The organism is Flammeovirga sp. SubArs3 (assembly GCF_947387565.1).
GTDB lineage: Bacteria > Bacteroidota > Bacteroidia > Cytophagales > Flammeovirgaceae > Flammeovirga > Flammeovirga agarivorans.
Window position 1 is genome coordinate 106,273 of record NZ_CANDOA010000007.1, and the last position, 19,334, is coordinate 125,606.

Consider the following 19,334-nt stretch of genomic DNA (forward strand, 5'->3'; position numbering starts at 1 on the left):
TAAAACTTACCCATGATTCTAAATTAAAAAAATAAAAATTAACCTTAGTTAATGACTATAATCCTTATTTACTGAATAATTTTTCATAAAAAAACACAGGATTTCAACCGATATAAGGTAAAAATTGTAATTAAAACACAAATTCAACGCTTAATTTGTCAATTATCTTTGGAAACAAATATTAGAATTTTAGTTTTGCATTGAAAATAGTCTTTGGAGTTCTATAACTTCGGAGCAGCTATGTCTGAATTCATTGATATAATAATATAATTCCAAGATGTCAAATATCGGTAAGGTTACCTCAGTCATTGGACCAGTAGTTGACGTCAGCTTCGAAGCAGAAGGATCTACGCTACCAGCGATTTATAATGCTTTGAAGGTGAAGAAATCCAACGGTCAAGAGATCGTATTGGAAGTTCAACAACACCTTGGCGAAGAGCGCGTTCGTACAGTAGCGATGGACGGTACAGAGGGTCTTCAGCGTGGCGCTGATGTACTCGACACAGGGGCTGCAATTGCAATGCCTACAGGTGAAGAAGTGAGAGGTCGTCTTTTCAACGTAGTTGGAGAAGCGATCGACGGTATGGAGCAGCCATCTGGCAAAACTTCATTACCTATTCACCGTTCAGCACCTCCTTTTGATCAATTAGCAACTTCAACAGAAGTTCTTTACACAGGTATTAAAGTAATTGACCTTTTAGAGCCTTATACTAAAGGTGGTAAAATTGGTCTTTTCGGTGGTGCCGGTGTAGGTAAAACTGTATTGATCATGGAGCTGATCAACAACATTGCGAAAGTATACTCAGGTATCTCAGTATTCGCAGGAGTTGGTGAGCGTACTCGTGAGGGTAACGACCTTCTTCGTGAAATGATCGAATCTGGCGTAATCAAATACGGTAAGGAATTCGAAGAGGACATGGAGAAAGGTGGTTGGGATCTTTCAAAAGTAAACAAAGATGAGTTAGCTACTTCACAAGCTACATTGGTATTCGGTCAGATGAACGAACCTCCAGGTGCTCGTGCTCGTGTAGCTTTATCAGGTCTTACAATTGCTGAGTACTTCCGTGATGGTGAAGGACAAGGTGAAGGACGTGATATCTTATTCTTCGTTGACAACATCTTCCGTTTCACTCAAGCAGGTTCAGAGGTATCAGCCCTATTAGGTCGTATGCCTTCAGCCGTAGGTTACCAACCAACGCTTGCTACAGAAATGGGTGCAATGCAAGAGCGTATTACATCGACTAAGAGAGGATCAATTACATCGGTACAAGCAGTATATGTACCTGCCGATGACCTTACTGACCCTGCTCCAGCGACAACATTCGCCCACTTGGATGCACAAACAGTACTTTCTCGTAAGATTACTTCATTAGGTATCTTCCCTGGTGTAGATCCATTAGAGTCATCTTCACGTATCCTAAGTCCAGATATCTTAGGAGATGAGCACTACAACACAGCTCAACGTGTGAAAGAAACAATCCAACGTTACAAGGAACTCCAAGATATTATCGCGATCCTTGGTATGGATGAACTTTCTGAAGAGGATAAGCAGGTAGTAGCTCGTGCACGTCGTGTACAACGTTACTTATCTCAACCTTTCCACGTAGCAGAGCAATTCTCTGGTATCCCAGGTCTTATTGTAGACATTAAAGATACTATCAGAGGTTTTAACGAAATCTTAGATGGTAAGTGGGATCACCTTCCTGAAGCAGCCTTCATGTTCGTAGGTACTGTTGAGGAAGCAGCAGAAAGAGGTGAAAAAATGCTTGCTGAAGCTGCTAAAAACGCTTAGTAGTTACTTCAAGATAACAATATTAAAAGAAGGCGAGAGTCTTGGGCAACGCTCGGGTTCTCGCTTCTTTTTTACATAAGGAGTAAGGAGTCAGACGCAAAAATAATTTGCCGACAATACTACTTCTCCAAATACAAATAATTCAAATGGATATGTAATACCGGTTATTGAAATCTATAATTAACTGTTACATATCACAAATTAATTAAGTCATGTTTGTTGAATTACTTACTCCAGATAAAAAATATTTTGAAGGTGAGGCAACAGGCGTAAAAGTTCCTGGTATCAACGGTGAATTTGAAATGCTTGATCGTCACGCCAACATCATCTCAAGCCTTGCTAAAGGTGATGTACGTATCGCTAAAGGTAATGAAGTAACTTCTTTCACTATCGATGGTGGTACTGTTGAAATGCTTGACAACAAATTGGTTATTTTAGCTGAGGCAGTTGTTGGGTAGATCCAAACATTCTTACTTTGAAAAGTCAAAAAATAGTTATTCACTTCTATTTTTTGACTTTTTTATTTTATATGGGTAATAAAACTAAATATTCATGACAAAAGTAGATTCATATTTGTCATAAATCTGCAATAAAGTAATACTTTTGTATTTCTATAACTAAACGATTGTTCCATGCAGAGAAAGACTACCAAGAATTTTAGATCTATTTTATTTAGAGGATTAGATACAATACTGATAAACTTTAGTTTTCTAATTGCATATTTATTAAAGTTTGAGACCTTATTTAGTCTCGATAAGGAGATTTATAACAATATTTTCATTGTATTTAACCTTGCTTGGTTCTTACTAATATCTATTTACTCTAAACCTTATAATTCCAATCGATTATCAAGGTCGTTTATTAGAACATTCTTACAAGGATGTACTCTAGTGATACTACACGCTGCTATCTTGGCAACTCTCCTATTAATTTTCAAAATACAAAATCAATCGAGGGAACAGTTATTTTTGAGTTATGTCATATTTTGTGGTCTTAGTATCACCATTAAGTCTTTTGTTCTTTTTATTATTAGATGGTTAAGAGAACGTAAAGGTGTAGATTTAAAAACTTATGCTATAATAGGCCAAGGGAAACTTTCTGATGAAATCAATAATTTTTATGATAACCATAAAGAGTTTGGATACAATTTTAATGGCTATTTAAATACATCTTCACATAATTCAAAAGAATTCAAAGAATATATTCTTAATAATAATATTGATGTAATATACATTTGTCTTCCATATATTTTACATTCCGATGTTGATAAATTAGTCGATATTGCTTACGAATTAAATGTAGATGTTAAGTTAGTAATGGATTTTAGAGGTTTCATTACTAGGGGCCTACATTTACAATACCATGATTATATTCCGGTTTTAGATGTTGATGTTAAACCATTATCAAACATTGGAGAAGTCATTATCAAAAGAAGTTTTGATATCGCATTCTCCTTATGTGTAATTATCTTTGGTGCTCCTGTTTATATATTTACTGCTTTAGCGACAAAGTTTTCATCTAATGGACCTATTTTATATAAGCAAGAGAGAGTTGGTAAGTGGGGAGAACCATTTCACATCTATAAATTCAGAAGCATGTATACAGATGCAGAAAAGTTAGGACCTGCATTATCAAAAGGAGACAAAGATCCAAGAATAACTCCTTGGGGAAGGTTTATGCGTAAAACTAGATTAGATGAAATACCACAATTTTTTAATGTTCTTAAAGGGGATATGGCCATTGTTGGACCACGTCCTGAAAGGCAGTTTTTTATAGATCAAATAGTTGAGAGGTCACCTCAATATAATAAACTAAAAGCTGTTAAACCTGGAATTACATCTATCGGCCAAGTTTTATATGGATATGCGGAAAATGTTGATGAAATGATTCAAAGATTAAGGTATGATCTTCTGTATCTTGATAATGCTAGTTTATCAACAGATATCTGGTTAATTTTCAAAACCGTAGAAGTTATGGTTTTGGGTAAAGGCAAATAAGTAGCAATATTCTATAATTATATAAATGAAAGTTATATAAATTTATCACTCTGTTTAAACATTTTAAAGAAAAGAATATGCTAAAAAAAATAATCACTTTTTTTCTTTGTATTAGTGGCATTTTCTTTAATTCTACATTAACTAATTTATCAAATTTTGGAATACCTTTAACATGGAATATTTCATTCATAATTGTTATTATTTTCTTTTATATAAAGAAAATACCTATTAAAAAACAATTATTATATTTTACTTTTTCTATTCTAATTACATACCTATTAGTACTCTTTCTTCATATATTATTTAATATAGGCGAACCAATTAAAGAAATTAAACAGACAACAATAAGGTCATCAAATGTAGTCTATTTCTTTATAACTGTTGCGTTTGTTAATTTATTTAAGACCAATAAAGATTTCATAAAATATGTTTATTATATTCTTAATTTTGCAATCTTCTATGGTATTTATGAAATAATTGCGAAGAACTTTAATTTACCCCAACCTTTATTTTATATAACTAATAATCAATCTTACTCTATTGTTGACAATGTTCAAGGTTGGTCTAGGTCATATAGATTAAGAAGTATTTGGGCTGAACCCTCATTTTCCGCTCTACCAATATTATTATTGCTTTTCTTAAAACATTATTATTTTAAACCAAAATATCTTATTTCATATATTCCAATTGTAATATATTCTTTTTTTACGTTTTCAAGAGTTGTATGGCTAACTCTTTTCTTATTTATTTTTTGGGAAATTTTCACAAGCATTATTACAAGACGTTTATTTTACAGAATTCAAAATATATTAAAAACTGTCTTAATCTGGAGTATACCTACAATTATGATTTTATCAATTCTTACTTTATACTCTAGTATCTATTTTATTGATGACTTATCAGCTGCTGAACGAGGCTCATCTGTATACATTTCAATGATGCTTTGGTTGGAAAAGCCAATTTTGGGTTTTGGATATAATATGTTTGAAGACCTAAGTAAAGAGTTTGTTAAAAAGTCTCATTTATCTTTATACCCATCGAAATATATTTTAAGCCTTTTACCTAACCTAGTTTTTCAAATGGGAACACTAGGAATTATTTATATAACAATAGTATTCAAATCAATACTTAACTTAACAGGTATTAATTTTTATAACCGTATTGGAATATTAATTATCTTTACGGTCATTACTTCAATTGGTGGAGAATTAACATATTTCCCATTCTTTTGGTTAATGTTAGCTACTTATCATATAATCAATTATTCTGATAATTATCTAGATGATTCAAGTAAATACTAGAAATCTCCTTTCTCATAAAACTGGAGTACAAAGATACACCGAAGAAATCATAAAAAACTTTCCAAAAGATCAATACGATATCATTTTTCCAAGTAGGAATAATGCACATGGTATTCGTGGACATATTTGGGAACAATTATATCTTCCTTTTTTATTGAAAAATGACATCCTTTGGAGTCCTAGTAATTCAGGGCCAATACAAACAAAGGGACCGCATATAGTAACTATTCATGATGTTGTGCCTATGGATCATCCTGAATGGTTAAATTATAAGTTTGCTCGTTGGTATCAATTCATGTTACCTAAATTAGCAAAAAGTGTAGATCATATCATTACAATTTCTAACTTCTCGAAAGAACGTATCATACAAACTTTAAAAGTACCAGACAAAAAAATAAGTGTGATACCCAATGGAGTGGATCATTCACTCTTTAATACTAATAGTATACATCAAGAAAATGTTATTCCATTTAAAAGATATATTATTACCTTAGGATCCTTAGAACCAAGAAAAAATTTATTGCGATTATTTAAAGCTTGGAAAGATATTAAAAATTCAATAGATGATGATATTCATCTGGTAGTTGTTGGTAAAAAAGGTTTATCAAGAGTATTTTCCTCGGAAAATTATGATTTTGAAAATTTACAACAAGAAAGAATTTATTTTACTGGACATTTAACTGATTCAGATTTAGTTTCAGCACTTAGAAACGCAATAGCATTTACATACCTGTCTGAATATGAAGGGTTTGGACTTCCTCCTTTAGAAGCTATGGCATGTGGTGTCCCTGTAATTACTTCTAACACAACAGCTTTCCCTGAAGTTGTTAAAGATTCTGCAATTACAATTTCACCTTACGACATTAATGATATTTCTAAAAGTATTAAAACTATTATTGAAAATGATAAACTAAGAAAAAAGTTAAGTATAAAAGGAATATCACAAGCAGGACATTTCAATTGGAAAAAAACTAGTGCTGAAACAATCAAAATTCTAAAATCATATTTATAATGAATCCCAAAGTAACACTAATTGTTCCAACTTATAATGCTGGAAATTTATGGGAAAGTTGGATAAAAAATTTAGAAGAACAAGAATTCATTCTGGATAAAATTTTAATAGTAGATTCTTCTTCTAAAGATAAAACCATTGAAAAAGCTAAGAATTCAAAATTAAAGAATTTAGAAATAAAAGTAATTTCGCCTTTAGAATTTGATCATGGTGGTACAAGAAACTCAGCAGCTAGAGATAATAAAGATTCTGATATAATCATATTTATTACTCAGGATGCTATATTATCTTCAAAAGACAGTTTAGAAAAAATAGTAAGAAACTTTAAGGATGAAAATGTATCTGGAGTATATGGTCGTCAATTGCCCCATATTGACGCTACCCCTATTGCTAAGCATGCAAGGCTATTTAATTATCCAGATTTAAGAGTCACAAAAGATAAAACTTTAATTGACAAAATAGGATTTAAAGTATGCTTCATGTCAAATTCATATTCAGCATTTAGAACTAGAGATTTTATTGAATTTGGAGGCTTCCCTGAAAAAAATATTCTTTCTGAAGAAACTTTGCTTGCTTCTAAATTGATACTAGGTGGAAAAAAAATTATTTACGAAAATGAGGCAAAAGTAAATCATTCACACAATTATTCATTCTCAGAAGAGTTCAAAAGGTATTTTGATACTGGTGTTTTCCATGCAAAGAATCAATGGATAATTAATTCCTTCGGTAGTCCGAACGGAGAGGGTTTTAAATTTATTGTATCAGAATTAAAATTTTTACTTAAGAATAAAAATTATAAATGGATTATTAAATCATTTATCTACACAATAATGAAGTTATTCGGTTTCAAACTTGGACAAAAATATAAACTCTTACCTAAACGAATGGTTGTTTTATGTTCAATGCATAAAAATTATTGGAATGAATAATATACTACCTAAAATTAAAACGTTTTTACTTCATAAAAATGATTTTTACTTTATCCTATTATTTATATCTCTATTTATAAAAGAGCATCATATAAGAAGTATTTTTCTTATTATAATTTCTGCTATTAAGATCTATACATATAATTACAAAAATAGAATACATCTACGTATTGATAAGCATTTTTATATATTTTCTTTATTTTTCCTCTATAGTATTATCAGTATTTTATGGAGTCAATATAAAGAATCAGGGATTACAGATATTTTTGAAAGGATAATATTCATACCAGTAATAATTTACATTTTTTCTGAAACAAAAAGTATCAATATATTTAAGGTAATCACAATACTTATCAATATTTGGTGTTTGATTGGGTTGACTTCATTGATAAACTTGGATTTATCCAATAGCACATCTGATTTTCAAACCAACCAAATACTTAGAGATTTATTATCAAATGAATTAGGGGAACATCCAATATATATAGGTATACTTATTACATTTGGTATTATCATTTCATTTTTTCTTGCATTAAAAGATAGTAAACTATGGGGTATCTCTATTATATTACCTATCGTTACTCTTATCATTGATGCTCCAAAAACGAGTTTTATTATATTATTTACAATTACTCCAATTTTATTTTTATACAAATATTCAGTCAAAAAAATATTTCTTCTTTCTTTATCATTATTCATTGTTCTAGCGAGTATAATATATTTTGTTCCAACATTGAATGAAAGATTTATTAGGGAAGCTAATAGAAAAGAAAGTTGGCAACTACCAAAAGGTAAATTTTATAATTCAACAAATGTAAGATTAGCTTTATGGAAATGTGCTATTGATGTTTCTACATCAAACAATATTGATTTTCTAATCGGAACAGGTAGTGGCAGTGAAATACCTATTCTGAGGAGCTGTTATTTAGAATATGACACATCTGCTTTTAATAGTAAATCTACATTTTATTGTCACAATCAATATTTAAGTATTCTTTTAATTAATGGAATAATTGGAGTTTCATTTTTCATTATTTGGTTATCATCATTATTATATAAATTTATTAAAGATAAAAATCATTTAGGAATATCTATTTTTATTTTAATTGTATTTTCAATGTTTACTGAAAGTCTATTTAGCCATCAAACGGGTTGTATTTATATAGGTATATTTCTTGCTTCAATAATAAACTTCAAAAATGATTGATGAAATTAATATAAATGAAAAATTCAAGAACCTTTTAGGTGTATCAATATTTACAATTCTCATAATTCATGCTAAAAACATAAAATATGTAGAAAATATATCTCAAGAAATAGTTTTTACAGAACGTTTATTTAGTGATGGATTATCAAGATTTAGTGTCCCATTATATTTCATAATTTCAGGATATTATTTTTTTTATAATTGGAAGTATACTGAAAGTAATTCTAGTCAATTAAAAATAAAATTGATTAAAAAAGTAAAAACACTAATTATTCCATATGTAATATGGTGCTTAGTTGGTTTCTTGATTTTTTTTATATTACAAAACATACCTTCTCTTAAAAGTAACTTTAATAATAAACTAATATATTCCTATTCAAATATTGATTTAATAATTAAAATATTTCTAGATCCTTTCTCACATCAGTTATGGTTCTTAAGAGATTTAATTATTATTAATTTTCTATTATCTCCAATAATGGTAAATAGTTTTTTTTATAAAAAAATTACTATTTCTATTATCACAGTACTATTAAGCTTTTTATGGGTTAATGATTTTGAATTTAGATTTTTAAAGATCGAGAGTATACTATTTTTCTTTATAGGGTATATTTTTTCTAAAAACAGAAAGCTTCTTGAATTCGAGATACCCTTTTCTAGTAAGTGTACATTAGTAATAATTTGGTTAGCAATAAATATCTACAGGTTTTATCTACCTGGCAATTCAATTATTTATAAAATATCTATAGTATTAGGTATACTTGTTGCATGGTATGTATTTTCCAAAATAAAATTAACATACTTTATACAATTAAGTTTCTTCATCTACCTTTGTCATGAGCCTTTATTAACAATGATAACGAAATCTCTATTTATTATATTAGGAAAATCTTCTCTTTCAGCTATAATTATTTACTTAACCTCTATTATTTCTACACTATTTTTATGCTTATCTTTAGGAAGATTTCTTAAAAAATCAATACCTAGTTTATATAGAATATTAGTTGGAGGACGTTAAAAAATATTTATTTTTCTAGTAATTTATAGTAAAAATCTATGTATTGATCAATATCTGATTTAGAATTAGAATTCACATAATTTTCTATATGTCTAGTCATCTGGTTTAGCTGTAAAGGATTAGAATTGATACTCTTTAAAATTTTCTCAAGACTTTCATCATTTTTATATAAAAAGCCAGTTTCACCCTCAATTATCATTTCAGTAGTTCCTCCCATTGTAGTAGAAACTACAGGTTTTTTATAAGAGTATGACTCGATTAAAACTCTTGGAAATGGTTCGTACCACATTGATGAAATAATAACTAAATCAATCATCCTATAAAATTCATCTGAGTTAACCTTACCAAGAAAAATAATATTACTTTTACCTTTTGCTTCCTTTTTACACTCTTCAATATATTTATCGTCACCACCTCCTGCTAAATATAATTTTGTATTCTTAGAAAGCTCTGCATTTTTAAATGCCCTAATTATATTTATGACACCTTTAGTTTCAATTATCTGGCCAATAAAACCAAAATTAACATCTGAATTTTCATTAAAAATTCTTGTTGTGATTGATTCATTTAATGGTAAATAAGTTCTTATTACAGTGGAAATGGAATTTTTAAAATACCCTCTTTTTAAATGCTCATTTAAAGTAAATGAACTAACACCAACTACACCGTCAGCATATCTACTTGTAATTTTTTTTGGATATGACAAAATTTTACAAGAGAGACATTGTTTCGAACATATATGACCATTATTAAATAATGTAGTTTTTGTACAAATACTTGCATAATTATTTAAAGTCGTAATCGATTTTATATTTATCTCATTAGCAAATTTCCAAATATAAGATGAGAAATTTGTAATATTTCTAATATGTAATAAATCTGGTTTCTCATTTAGAAGTATTTCATTCAAACTATTTCCTACAGTTGGATTATAAGACTCCCTTGTATGCCATAATAATTTTTCCAGATGGTTTTTATTTGGAGATTCTACTGGTCCCCAATAAAAATTTGGAGATTTAACTCGATAAACCCTAACTCCATCTACCTCCTCGATAGTATTTTTGTTGTAGGCTGCTATTACAAAAACTTCTATATCTTTTTCTTTTAATCCATTGACTAATTGTCTTGCTGAATGTTCACCTCCTCCAATATTATATGGATGATAAGAAGTTGAAATTACTGCTATTTTCATTTTCCAAAAATAATTTTCAATATTTTATTAACAGCTGTTTGTTGTATCAAATTTAATTTATCTAATTGACGATATCCATTATCAATTAGTTCTTTTCTCAATTTATAATCATATGATAATTGGATAATTCTATTTTGAATTTCATTTATTGAATATGGGTTAAAGTAGCATACAGCACTTTCACAAACTTCAGTAACAGCAGAAATAGCAGACGCAATAACAGGTACACCATACCTCATTGCATTTAAAGGTGGATAACCAAATCCCTCATTTAAAGTTGGGTAAATAAAGCAGAAAGCATTTTTAAAGAGACTTTGATATTCATCTTCTTCAACATATCCCTTAAAAATGAATCTATCTTGATTTTTTAGATTCTTCAATAAAACCTTATTTTTGTCTCCAATAACAATAACTTTTTTATTAATTAAAATATCATTTTCAAATAAATCATCTAATGCTCTCAAAGCTCTATATGCATTTTTTTCCCATCTATTTGCACTAACTAATAAAAAGTATTCTCTGTTATTTATCTCACCTTTCTTAACATAAGATAAGTCAGAAGGTGAATATAAAACTGAGATTTTATCTAAATCAACCTTCGGGAAAAATGTCTTTAATGAGAACTTTGTATGGTTAGAAACAACAACGATTTCACTATTGGGTATACTAAGTAACTTATTTGTTTTGTGATAAATTCCCTTTTGCTTAAAGCTTTGAAAAAAATGTTGTCGAATATATATTTTTAAATTCTCAAAGATCGATGGCCTATAAATATATTCATATTTATCATTAGGTAATTCTAACTGTCTTAAACCATGAACAGTTAGAATAAATTTTGTATTGGGCTCATTATAATCATCATAATGATACGGCATAGCTGAGTAAAACCTACTATACTTATTTTTTTTTAATAGCTTATATAAATCTGCCTTATCATTTACTTCATGAATTCTTATTGAATTCTCTTTACATTTGTTTAATAAATCTTGATCTATTTCAAAATTTACGTTATAAAAAACATCAAAATCTGTTATACCTTCATTAATTGAAGCATAAAAAATATACTTAGCATATTCTGCACCACCATGATATTTATATGTTTCAGTAGGTTGTGTTGCCCACAAATCCATCAATATATTCATCTTATATATTCAAGTAGTTAAAAACTTTTTCTGAGAACTTTAAATTTGCCTCCCGACATTCTTCTAAAAAACCTGAAATAACATGAGCAGAACTAATTTTTGCTTTATATTCAGCAACATCTTTGATTTTGGGAATTTCATATTTCATACTATACATCTTAGATGAATTAGGAATAACAATAACTTTCTTTTCAAGTAAAGTTGCCCAATACATACCATGATAACTATTGGTTACCAAGGTTTCAGTTTTAGAAATAAATTCAATGATCTGTTCAAAAGTTGAATTATTATATAAGATTGGCATTGTATTATCGATTCCATCTATTGGTATATGTTCATGAATCAAGAAACTAACCTCATTTTCTATCTCTCTTGTTTTATCAAAAACGTCATTCATACAACTTACACATGGTACCCAATCTACATTTTTAATTTTTACATTATAATCTCTTATGCCTACAATTGGTATATTATCTATCTGTTGTAAAAATAAATTTGAAGGAGTTAAATTTGGATTATTGTGACCAATCCCCCAATAAATAACTTTTGTACCTTTCTTTGCTAACTTTTGTGTAATACTTATTGGGGCTTTAAAAGTCTTTCGATCTAATAAACCTCCACCCCCAACAACAATATCATTATTTAAAAGTTTATCAGAAAACTTTATCGTATCTGAAATAGATTTTTCATAACTTAATATATCTAATTTTCTGTAGTCCTGTAATTCTTTAAAATACAAATAAGGTGCACACATTAAATCACCTACATTACCTGTATCTAGACGATGGAGATTTACTATACCACTTGAATTAGAATTATTAATTGATGTGTATTGATTGAGTAAAATCTCAATAATTTTTCTTTTTATCATCTAAGTAAATCCAATTTATTAACCCCTTTTTTTTAACAGAGTATATATTTAAAGTCAAGGATGTAAAACCAGATACCACTAAACTGAAAGAAGCAGTTATTAGTGATAATTCTGCTAAAAGATAAAATAAAATTAGAAGGAATAAATATATAAATGTTGATATGTATGAATTGATTGTATAATCTTTCTTAAGGTTATTCAAAACTAATACTACAGATGCTATAAGGTAACTAATTGGCTGAATAATTATCAATAACCCTAACACCAAAAATACATTAACCACTAATTGATAATCAGGAAAGAATATCTCTATTACATAATACAAGAATGTAGAAGATAAAATATAAACTAAAAGGCTACCTAAAAAAAGAACTTTCAATGAAGTTCTTACTATTTTAGGATCTTTGGTTTTGGAAACTTGTGGAAATAATGCTTGAGTTAATATTTCGAGAAAAGAAACAAAAAGTTGTTTGATTTTATCTGCTATATCATAATAAGCAACTGTTTGCATATCTATTACTATTCCAAGAATGGTTTTATTTGCAAACATCTTAATTTTCCCTGCAACACTTCCAATAAAAATTATATAACTTTCATTAAAATAATACTTTATTGCTGAGTATTTTGGTAAAAAAAATTTATTATTATGTTTTTTATATATGATATAAGTTGCTAAAATACAAGCTAAAAGAGCTCCACATCCATTAAAGACAGGAACTAATAAAAAATCATCTACTTTATTGACAAATAAAAATATTAGAATTAAAAATACAAGTTTATTAACTAAATTAAATATTGATATAAATTGCAATTTTTCAATACCTTGAAAATACCAAATTGGTAAAAACACATCAAAAATGCATAAATATGTTGTGAAATAGAATAACAATTTATTGTTCTCTATATCTGTCACAAAAAAAGTTATAACATATAAAATCACATAACAGATACATAGCAGAATAACTTTTATTAGCTGTATACTATTGAGAACCTCAGACCTCTTATCAATATTATCTCTATGCAAAGAAATTTCTTTTGTACCAATTAAATTAAAACCAAAATTAATAAGTATCAAGAAATAAGAAATGATAGATTGTGCAAATACTATCAATCCATATTTTTCACTCCCAATTACTGATAATAAATATGGAATTGTGAATAGAGGAAATACTATATTTATCACTTGAATAAGACCCAAATAGCTAAAATTAGCTAGTAATTGTTTATTCTGAGATAAAACTTTTTTTATTGATTTTAAAACCATCTATTCATTTATATCAGATGAGTTATAATTTATAAACCATTTAATGAAGGTTTGAATACCATCCTTTAGTTTAGTTTGTGGTTTATAATTTATTGTATTTTCAAGCTCAGATGTATCTGCATACGTTGAATATACATCTCCGTCCTGCATAGGATACAACTCTTTTTTTGCTTTTTTTCCTAAAGCATCTTCTATTTCTTCAATAAACTCATTCAACTTAACTGGCGTACCATTACCTATATTAAATAATCTATATGGAACACTTAAGGTTTGATCAGTTATTGGGCTTACCTCCATTATTTTAACAACTCCATTAACTATATCATCGATATAGGTGAAATCTCTTTCCAAATTACCATTATTGAACACTTTGATAGAATCTCCCTTTGAAATAGCTTTCGCAAATAACATTGGAGCCATATCAGGTCGTCCCCAAGGTCCATATACAGTAAAAAAGCGTAATCCAGTTGTTGGGATATTGTATAAATAACTATACGAATGTGCCATTAATTCATTACTTTTTTTGGTAGCAGCATATAAACTAACAGGGTTATCTACTTGATGTTTAACGGAAAAAGGTTGTTCCTTATTTAATCCGTAAACACTTGAACTACTTGCGTAAACTAAATGCTTAATTGGATTATTTCTACACCCTTCCAAAATGTTATTAAAACCTTCAATATTAGATTTGATATAAGCTTTTGGATTATCCAAACTATATCTCACTCCTGCTTGTGCAGCTAAATGAATAACATAATCGAAGTTTTCATTTCTAAATAGATTACTTAAATGTACTTCATCTGTAATATCTAGTCTTAAAAAGCAAAAATTATTATTATCCTTGCTCTCTACCTTTTTATTGTATCGAATAAAATCTGGTTCAATACCCAACTCTTTTAATCTATCAAATTTCAGAGTCATTGGATAATAATCATTGATATTATCTAAACCTATTACTTCATGACCTAGGTTTAATAATTTTTTTGCTACATGAAAACCGATAAAACCCGCTACACCTGTTACTAATATTTTCATCTTACTTCTTTAAGTACCAATCTACAGTTTTTATTATACCACTTTCAAAGTCTTCATCTGCCTTCCAACCAAGATCACCTTCTAGTTTTGTTGCATCTATTGCATAACGTCTATCATGGCCTGGTCGATCTGTAACAAATGTAATTAGCTCTTTGTAGGACTTACCTTCAGCTAATGGCTTTTTATCATCTAAAATAGAGCAAATCTTATCGACAATATATAGGTTATCTCTCTCATTTCTTCCCCCAATATTATACGTTTCACCAAAGATTCCTGTATGATAGACCAGATCTATACCTTTACAGTGATCTAAAACGTATAACCAATCTCTTATATTTTTACCATCTCCATAAATTGGAATTGATTCTTCTGCTAAAGCTTTTCTAATAATTGTAGGTATTAACTTTTCTTTGTGCTGCTTTGGACCATAATTATTAGAACAATTTGTTGTAACTACATTCATCCCATAAGTATGGAAGTAAGACCTAACAATCATATCAGAAGATGCTTTAGATGCACTATATGGAGAGTTTGGAGCATATGGTGTTTCTTCTGTAAACAAGCCTGTTTCTCCTAAAGTACCATATACTTCATCAGTTGAAATATGATGGAATTTACAGTCTTTATATTCTTCTTTGTACTCAAATGGTGCATTCATCCAATACTTCCTAGCTACATCAATCAGAACAAAAGTACCATGAACATTTGTTTGAACAAAAGCTTCAGGTCCCGTTATAGAGTTATCTACATGAGATTCTGCTGCAAAATGAATTACTCCCTTAATGTCATGTTTTATAAATAGCTGTTCTATGAGGTTTCTATCACAGATATCACCTTCAACAAAAGTATACCTTGGATGCCCTTCTTCAATTTCCGATAGATTTGAGAGATCTCCTGCATAAGTCAATTTATCTAAATTTATTATATTATAGCTCTCATATTTTTCTAGAAAATATGGTACAAAATTGGAACCTATAAAACCCGCCCCACCTGTAATAAGAATAGAAGACATATATATATTTTAATTATTGTATAAGTATTTTAAAGTTGAATTTTAATCTATCAACTTCAGACAATTAATAAGGCTATCCTGCCAATATGGAATAGTAATTTTAAACGTAGTCTTAATTTTTGTTTTATCTAATAAACTAAAACTAGGTCTTTTTGCAGGTGTAGGGTATGCAGATGTTGGAATGGGATTCACTTTAACATCAACATTTTTCAATAAAAAGACATTTTTTGCAAAATCATACCAACTAGCAACTCCTTCATTACTAAAATGATAAATACCAAAAGAGTTACTATTTTGTTGCATTATAGATAATATAGCATTTGCCAAGTCTCTTGCATATGTTGGAGTACCAATTTGATCCACAATTACTCCTAACTCTTTTCTATCTCTACCCAACTTCAGCATTGTTTTCACAAAATTGTTTCCAAAACTGCTATATAACCACGCTGTTCGTATAATGAAATAATGTTCTATTCTATCTGAAATTGAAACTTCACCTTTTAATTTAGTATCTCCATAAACTCCAAGTGGACTAGTAGGCATATTCTCACTATATGCTAGCGAACTATCTCCCCCAAAAACAAAATCTGTTGATATATGAAATAATTTTGTTTTGTTTAACTCTGAAGCAATAGCTAAATTTTCAGGACCTACTACATTAACTTTGTAAGCTAAATCATATTCTTCCTCAGCTTTATCAACTGCGGTATATGCTGCACAATTAATACAAAAATCAAACTTATTTTCATCAAAATAATCAACTACTTTTTTTTGATTCGTAATATCTAAATCATCAATATCTACAAAAGTAAAATTTAATTCTGTTTGATTTTTGGATAAAAATTGCAATTCCGATCCTAGTTGACCATTCGCTCCTGTAACTAATACTTTTTTCATTATTTTTTTAACAAATCTGCAAGAAGTGGTAAAACTGCATCTTTATCTGATATATTTTCTTTACCAAATGGTATTTTCCAATCAATATTCAACTCTGGGTCATTATAAATGATTCCTCCCTCAGATTCTTTGTTATAATAGTTATCACATTTATAAGAAAACTCAGCGGTTTCTGATAATACAGAAAAACCATGTGCAAACCCTCTAGGTACAAATAATTGTTTTCTATTATCAGCACTAAGTTCTACAGCCTCATGTTGACCATATGTTTCGCTCCCAGGACGTAAATCAACAGCAACATCTATAACCCTCCCTGATAATACCCTAACTAATTTAGCCTGAGCATGTACTCCTTTTTGAAAATGTAAACCTCTAATCACTCCATAAGAAGATGAAGATTGATTATCTTGAACAAAATTTACAGCTAAACCAGTAGCCTCTGTAAATTTCTTAAGATGAAAACTCTCAAAAAAATAACCTCTTCTGTCTCCAAATACATTGGGCTCTATAATATAACAGTCTTTTAATTTCGTCTCTACGATATTCATCTTAATGGTTTTCTGATTTTAGAATATTCATAATATATTGACCGTAACCACTTTTCACTAATGGTTTAGCAATTTCTTCTAATTGTTTTGCGTTAATATAACCCATTCGGTATGCTACTTCTTCAATACAACCAACACTTAGTCCTTGTCTCTCTTCTATTACTCTAACATATTCTCCAGCTTGCATTAAAGATGCAAAAGTACCTGTATCTAACCAAGCAGTACCTCTGTTCATAATACTAACTTGTAGCTTACCTCTTCTTAAATACTCTTCATTAATAGACGTAATTTCTAATTCTCCCCTAGTACTAGGTCTAACATTTTTAGCTATATCCACTACATCATTATCATAAAAATACAAGCCTGGTACGGCAAAATTAGACTTGGGTTTAATAGGTTTTTCTTCAATCGAAATTGCTTTTTTATTTTTATCAAACTCTACTACTCCATACCTTTCAGGATCAGTTACATGATATGCATACACACAACCTCCATCAATATTATTATTGGATTGTAATAGTTTTGATAAACCTGAACCATAGAAAATATTATCTCCTAAAATCAATGATACTTTATCATTACCAATAAAATCTTCACCCAATATAAAAGCTTGTGCCAAACCTTCTGGCTTTTCTTGAATAGTATAAGAGAAAGAGCATCCTAGTTGACTTCCATCACCAAGTAATTTCCTAAATAAAGGTAAATGATCTGGAGTTGATATTATTAGAATCTCTTTAATACCTGCCAGCATTAATGTTGAAAGAGGATAATATATCATTGGCTTATTGTAAACTGGCATTAATTGTTTGCTTACAGCTAATGTTAATGGATGAAGCCTTGTTCCAGAACCTCCTGCTAAAATTATTCCTTTCATTGTTGTCTATTTAATAGAAAAGGCATGCAAGATGAACCTCTTACACGCCTGCAAATTAATATTTTAATCGTCAATTTATCAAAATTAGATGTTAGCTCTTCTCTTAAGGTAATTATTAAAGTCAATTAATATAGCGAAACCTAACACAGAAAGAAACCCAAATAACATTCCTAACACTGTTTTACCTCTTGTCGATAAAGACACAGTAAATAATTCTGAAAATTTATTTACAAATTCAACTGGGTTTTGTAATGACAATTCCCTTCTTATCATTATTAGACTATCTTCTAAACCTCTTGCTTCTAACATCACTTCAAGAGATTTTTCACCACTTTGACGAATATATCCATCAGATTGTTCCTCAGACATAACAACAACATTTGATGGTGCCTTTTTTATCCCATTTTTTAACAGTTCACCTTGTGCGACAATTATATTTTTATAAGCATCATTAAATTCTTGCAATTTTGTCCTTTGCAAAAGATATATAGCTTCTTTTTCTTTTAAGCTATTTAAATATATTTCTCTATAGTTTTGTATAAACTTATTATTAGCAAAAAAGTATTCAAAGCCAGACTGGATTTCCTCTTTTGTAATTGTATTTTTTTTTGTGCTAATAACAATTTCAAACCTTGTTTCATTTTCAAGAGACTCTAAATATAGAGAGTCTGCAATTTCCTCATTTACTTTCCCTTGCTTATATTTATCAAAGTAACCTATCGCTTGAATTTCTGAGATGATATTTGCGGTTTCAATTGATACATTCAATTGTTTAGCCAATAACTCTCGTCCATCCTCAGTACATAAAGAATTCAATTCACTTAATTCTGTTGTAAAGTCGACCCCCTTCAAATAAGGAGAGTTAACAGTTGCTGTTGAAGAGTAATATTGTGATGAGTCCTTCATTAGAAAACCAATCACTCCTCCTATAATTATTGATACCCCAATAATAAGTTTCCATTGATAAACTTTCTTATAGAGATATATTAATAGGTAAACAAAGTTATGACCAATGCTGTTAATAAACTGCTTAATATTATTCCCTATAATAGAAAACAACTCAATCAAATCTATTTCATCGTTATTTTTTTGATTGGAAGTATTATTAATATTGTGATCTTTCTTGTTTTCTTGCATGTCTAGCTAATTCAATCGTTTAGAACGGCCAAAGATAATTAGAATTCTAAACTTAAAGTAAAATTTAGAATTCTAATTATGTCAATATTTTCAACTTACTGAGGAA

General features: G+C 29.1%; 18 protein-coding genes. 8 read left to right on the forward strand and 10 right to left on the reverse strand.

The window, feature by feature from the left end:
• Window positions 1–277: 277 nt before the first annotated feature.
• The 8 genes from atpD (at window position 278) to QL232_RS19255 (ending at window position 9,256) form a co-directional block, all read left to right on the forward strand.
• Window positions 278–1,792 (forward strand): F0F1 ATP synthase subunit beta, encoded by a 1,515-nt coding sequence (gene atpD, locus QL232_RS19220; protein ID WP_168883803.1) that lies wholly within the window; start codon window positions 278–280, stop codon window positions 1,790–1,792.
• A gap of 212 nt (window positions 1,793–2,004) precedes the next feature.
• Window positions 2,005–2,250, forward strand: coding sequence for a F0F1 ATP synthase subunit epsilon (locus tag QL232_RS19225; protein WP_168883802.1), 246 nt, complete (start codon window positions 2,005–2,007; stop codon window positions 2,248–2,250).
• 174 nt (window positions 2,251–2,424) lie between these two features.
• A complete protein-coding gene (locus QL232_RS19230) occupies window positions 2,425–3,789 on the forward strand; it encodes a sugar transferase (RefSeq protein ID WP_281615408.1) in 1,365 nt (454 codons plus the stop codon).
• Window positions 3,790–4,634: 845 nt separating this feature from the next.
• Window positions 4,635–5,090: a hypothetical protein gene (locus QL232_RS19235; RefSeq protein WP_281615409.1), complete on the forward strand. Its 456-nt coding sequence runs from the start codon at window positions 4,635–4,637 to the stop codon at window positions 5,088–5,090.
• The gene (locus QL232_RS19240; RefSeq protein WP_281615410.1) at window positions 5,071–6,102 is read left to right on the forward strand and encodes a glycosyltransferase family 1 protein; all 1,032 of its coding nucleotides are present in this window, start codon (window positions 5,071–5,073) and stop codon (window positions 6,100–6,102) included. The genes QL232_RS19235 and QL232_RS19240 overlap by 20 nt, the downstream gene beginning before the upstream one ends.
• A complete protein-coding gene (locus QL232_RS19245; RefSeq protein WP_281615411.1) occupies window positions 6,102–7,031 on the forward strand; it encodes a glycosyltransferase family 2 protein in 930 nt (309 codons plus the stop codon). Before QL232_RS19240 ends, QL232_RS19245 begins: the two co-directional genes overlap by 1 nt.
• The gene (locus QL232_RS19250; protein WP_281615412.1) at window positions 7,024–8,238 is read left to right on the forward strand and encodes an O-antigen ligase family protein; all 1,215 of its coding nucleotides are present in this window, start codon (window positions 7,024–7,026) and stop codon (window positions 8,236–8,238) included. The genes QL232_RS19245 and QL232_RS19250 overlap by 8 nt, the downstream gene beginning before the upstream one ends.
• Entirely contained in the window at window positions 8,231–9,256 is a 1,026-nt protein-coding gene (locus QL232_RS19255) for an acyltransferase family protein (RefSeq protein WP_281615413.1), read from the forward strand. The genes QL232_RS19250 and QL232_RS19255 overlap by 8 nt, the downstream gene beginning before the upstream one ends.
• A gap of 7 nt (window positions 9,257–9,263) precedes the next feature.
• Here the strand turns inward: QL232_RS19255 and QL232_RS19260 are convergent, their stop codons facing one another.
• From QL232_RS19260 to QL232_RS19305, 10 genes are all read right to left on the reverse strand, one after another.
• The gene (locus QL232_RS19260) at window positions 9,264–10,448 is read right to left on the reverse strand and encodes a glycosyltransferase (protein ID WP_281615414.1); all 1,185 of its coding nucleotides are present in this window, start codon (window positions 10,446–10,448) and stop codon (window positions 9,264–9,266) included.
• The gene (locus tag QL232_RS19265) at window positions 10,445–11,578 is read right to left on the reverse strand and encodes a glycosyltransferase (RefSeq protein WP_281615415.1); all 1,134 of its coding nucleotides are present in this window, start codon (window positions 11,576–11,578) and stop codon (window positions 10,445–10,447) included. The genes QL232_RS19260 and QL232_RS19265 overlap by 4 nt, the downstream gene beginning before the upstream one ends.
• Window positions 11,579–11,591: 13 nt before the next feature.
• A complete protein-coding gene (locus QL232_RS19270) occupies window positions 11,592–12,461 on the reverse strand; it encodes a polysaccharide pyruvyl transferase family protein (RefSeq protein ID WP_281615416.1) in 870 nt (289 codons plus the stop codon).
• A complete protein-coding gene (locus QL232_RS19275) occupies window positions 12,439–13,725 on the reverse strand; it encodes an oligosaccharide flippase family protein (RefSeq protein WP_281615417.1) in 1,287 nt (428 codons plus the stop codon). The genes QL232_RS19270 and QL232_RS19275 overlap by 23 nt, the downstream gene beginning before the upstream one ends.
• Entirely contained in the window at window positions 13,726–14,760 is a 1,035-nt protein-coding gene (locus QL232_RS19280) for an NAD-dependent epimerase/dehydratase family protein (RefSeq protein ID WP_281615418.1), read from the reverse strand. It abuts the gene before it with no gap.
• Window position 14,761: 1 nt separating this feature from the next.
• On the reverse strand, window positions 14,762–15,772 hold the full coding sequence (rfbB, locus tag QL232_RS19285) for a dTDP-glucose 4,6-dehydratase (protein WP_281615419.1): 1,011 nt from the start codon (window positions 15,770–15,772) through the stop codon (window positions 14,762–14,764).
• 42 nt (window positions 15,773–15,814) lie between these two features.
• Window positions 15,815–16,669 (reverse strand): dTDP-4-dehydrorhamnose reductase, encoded by an 855-nt coding sequence (gene rfbD / locus QL232_RS19290; RefSeq protein ID WP_281615420.1) that lies wholly within the window; start codon window positions 16,667–16,669, stop codon window positions 15,815–15,817.
• Window positions 16,669–17,217: a dTDP-4-dehydrorhamnose 3,5-epimerase gene (rfbC, locus tag QL232_RS19295; protein WP_281615421.1), complete on the reverse strand. Its 549-nt coding sequence runs from the start codon at window positions 17,215–17,217 to the stop codon at window positions 16,669–16,671. The genes rfbD and rfbC overlap by 1 nt, the downstream gene beginning before the upstream one ends.
• 1 nt (window position 17,218) lies before the next feature.
• Complete coding sequence (gene rfbA / locus QL232_RS19300; RefSeq protein ID WP_281615422.1) at window positions 17,219–18,091, reverse strand: glucose-1-phosphate thymidylyltransferase RfbA; 873 nt, start codon at window positions 18,089–18,091, stop codon at window positions 17,219–17,221.
• A gap of 84 nt (window positions 18,092–18,175) precedes the next feature.
• On the reverse strand, window positions 18,176–19,228 hold the full coding sequence (locus QL232_RS19305; protein ID WP_281615423.1) for a hypothetical protein: 1,053 nt from the start codon (window positions 19,226–19,228) through the stop codon (window positions 18,176–18,178).
• Window positions 19,229–19,334 lie beyond the last annotated feature (106 nt).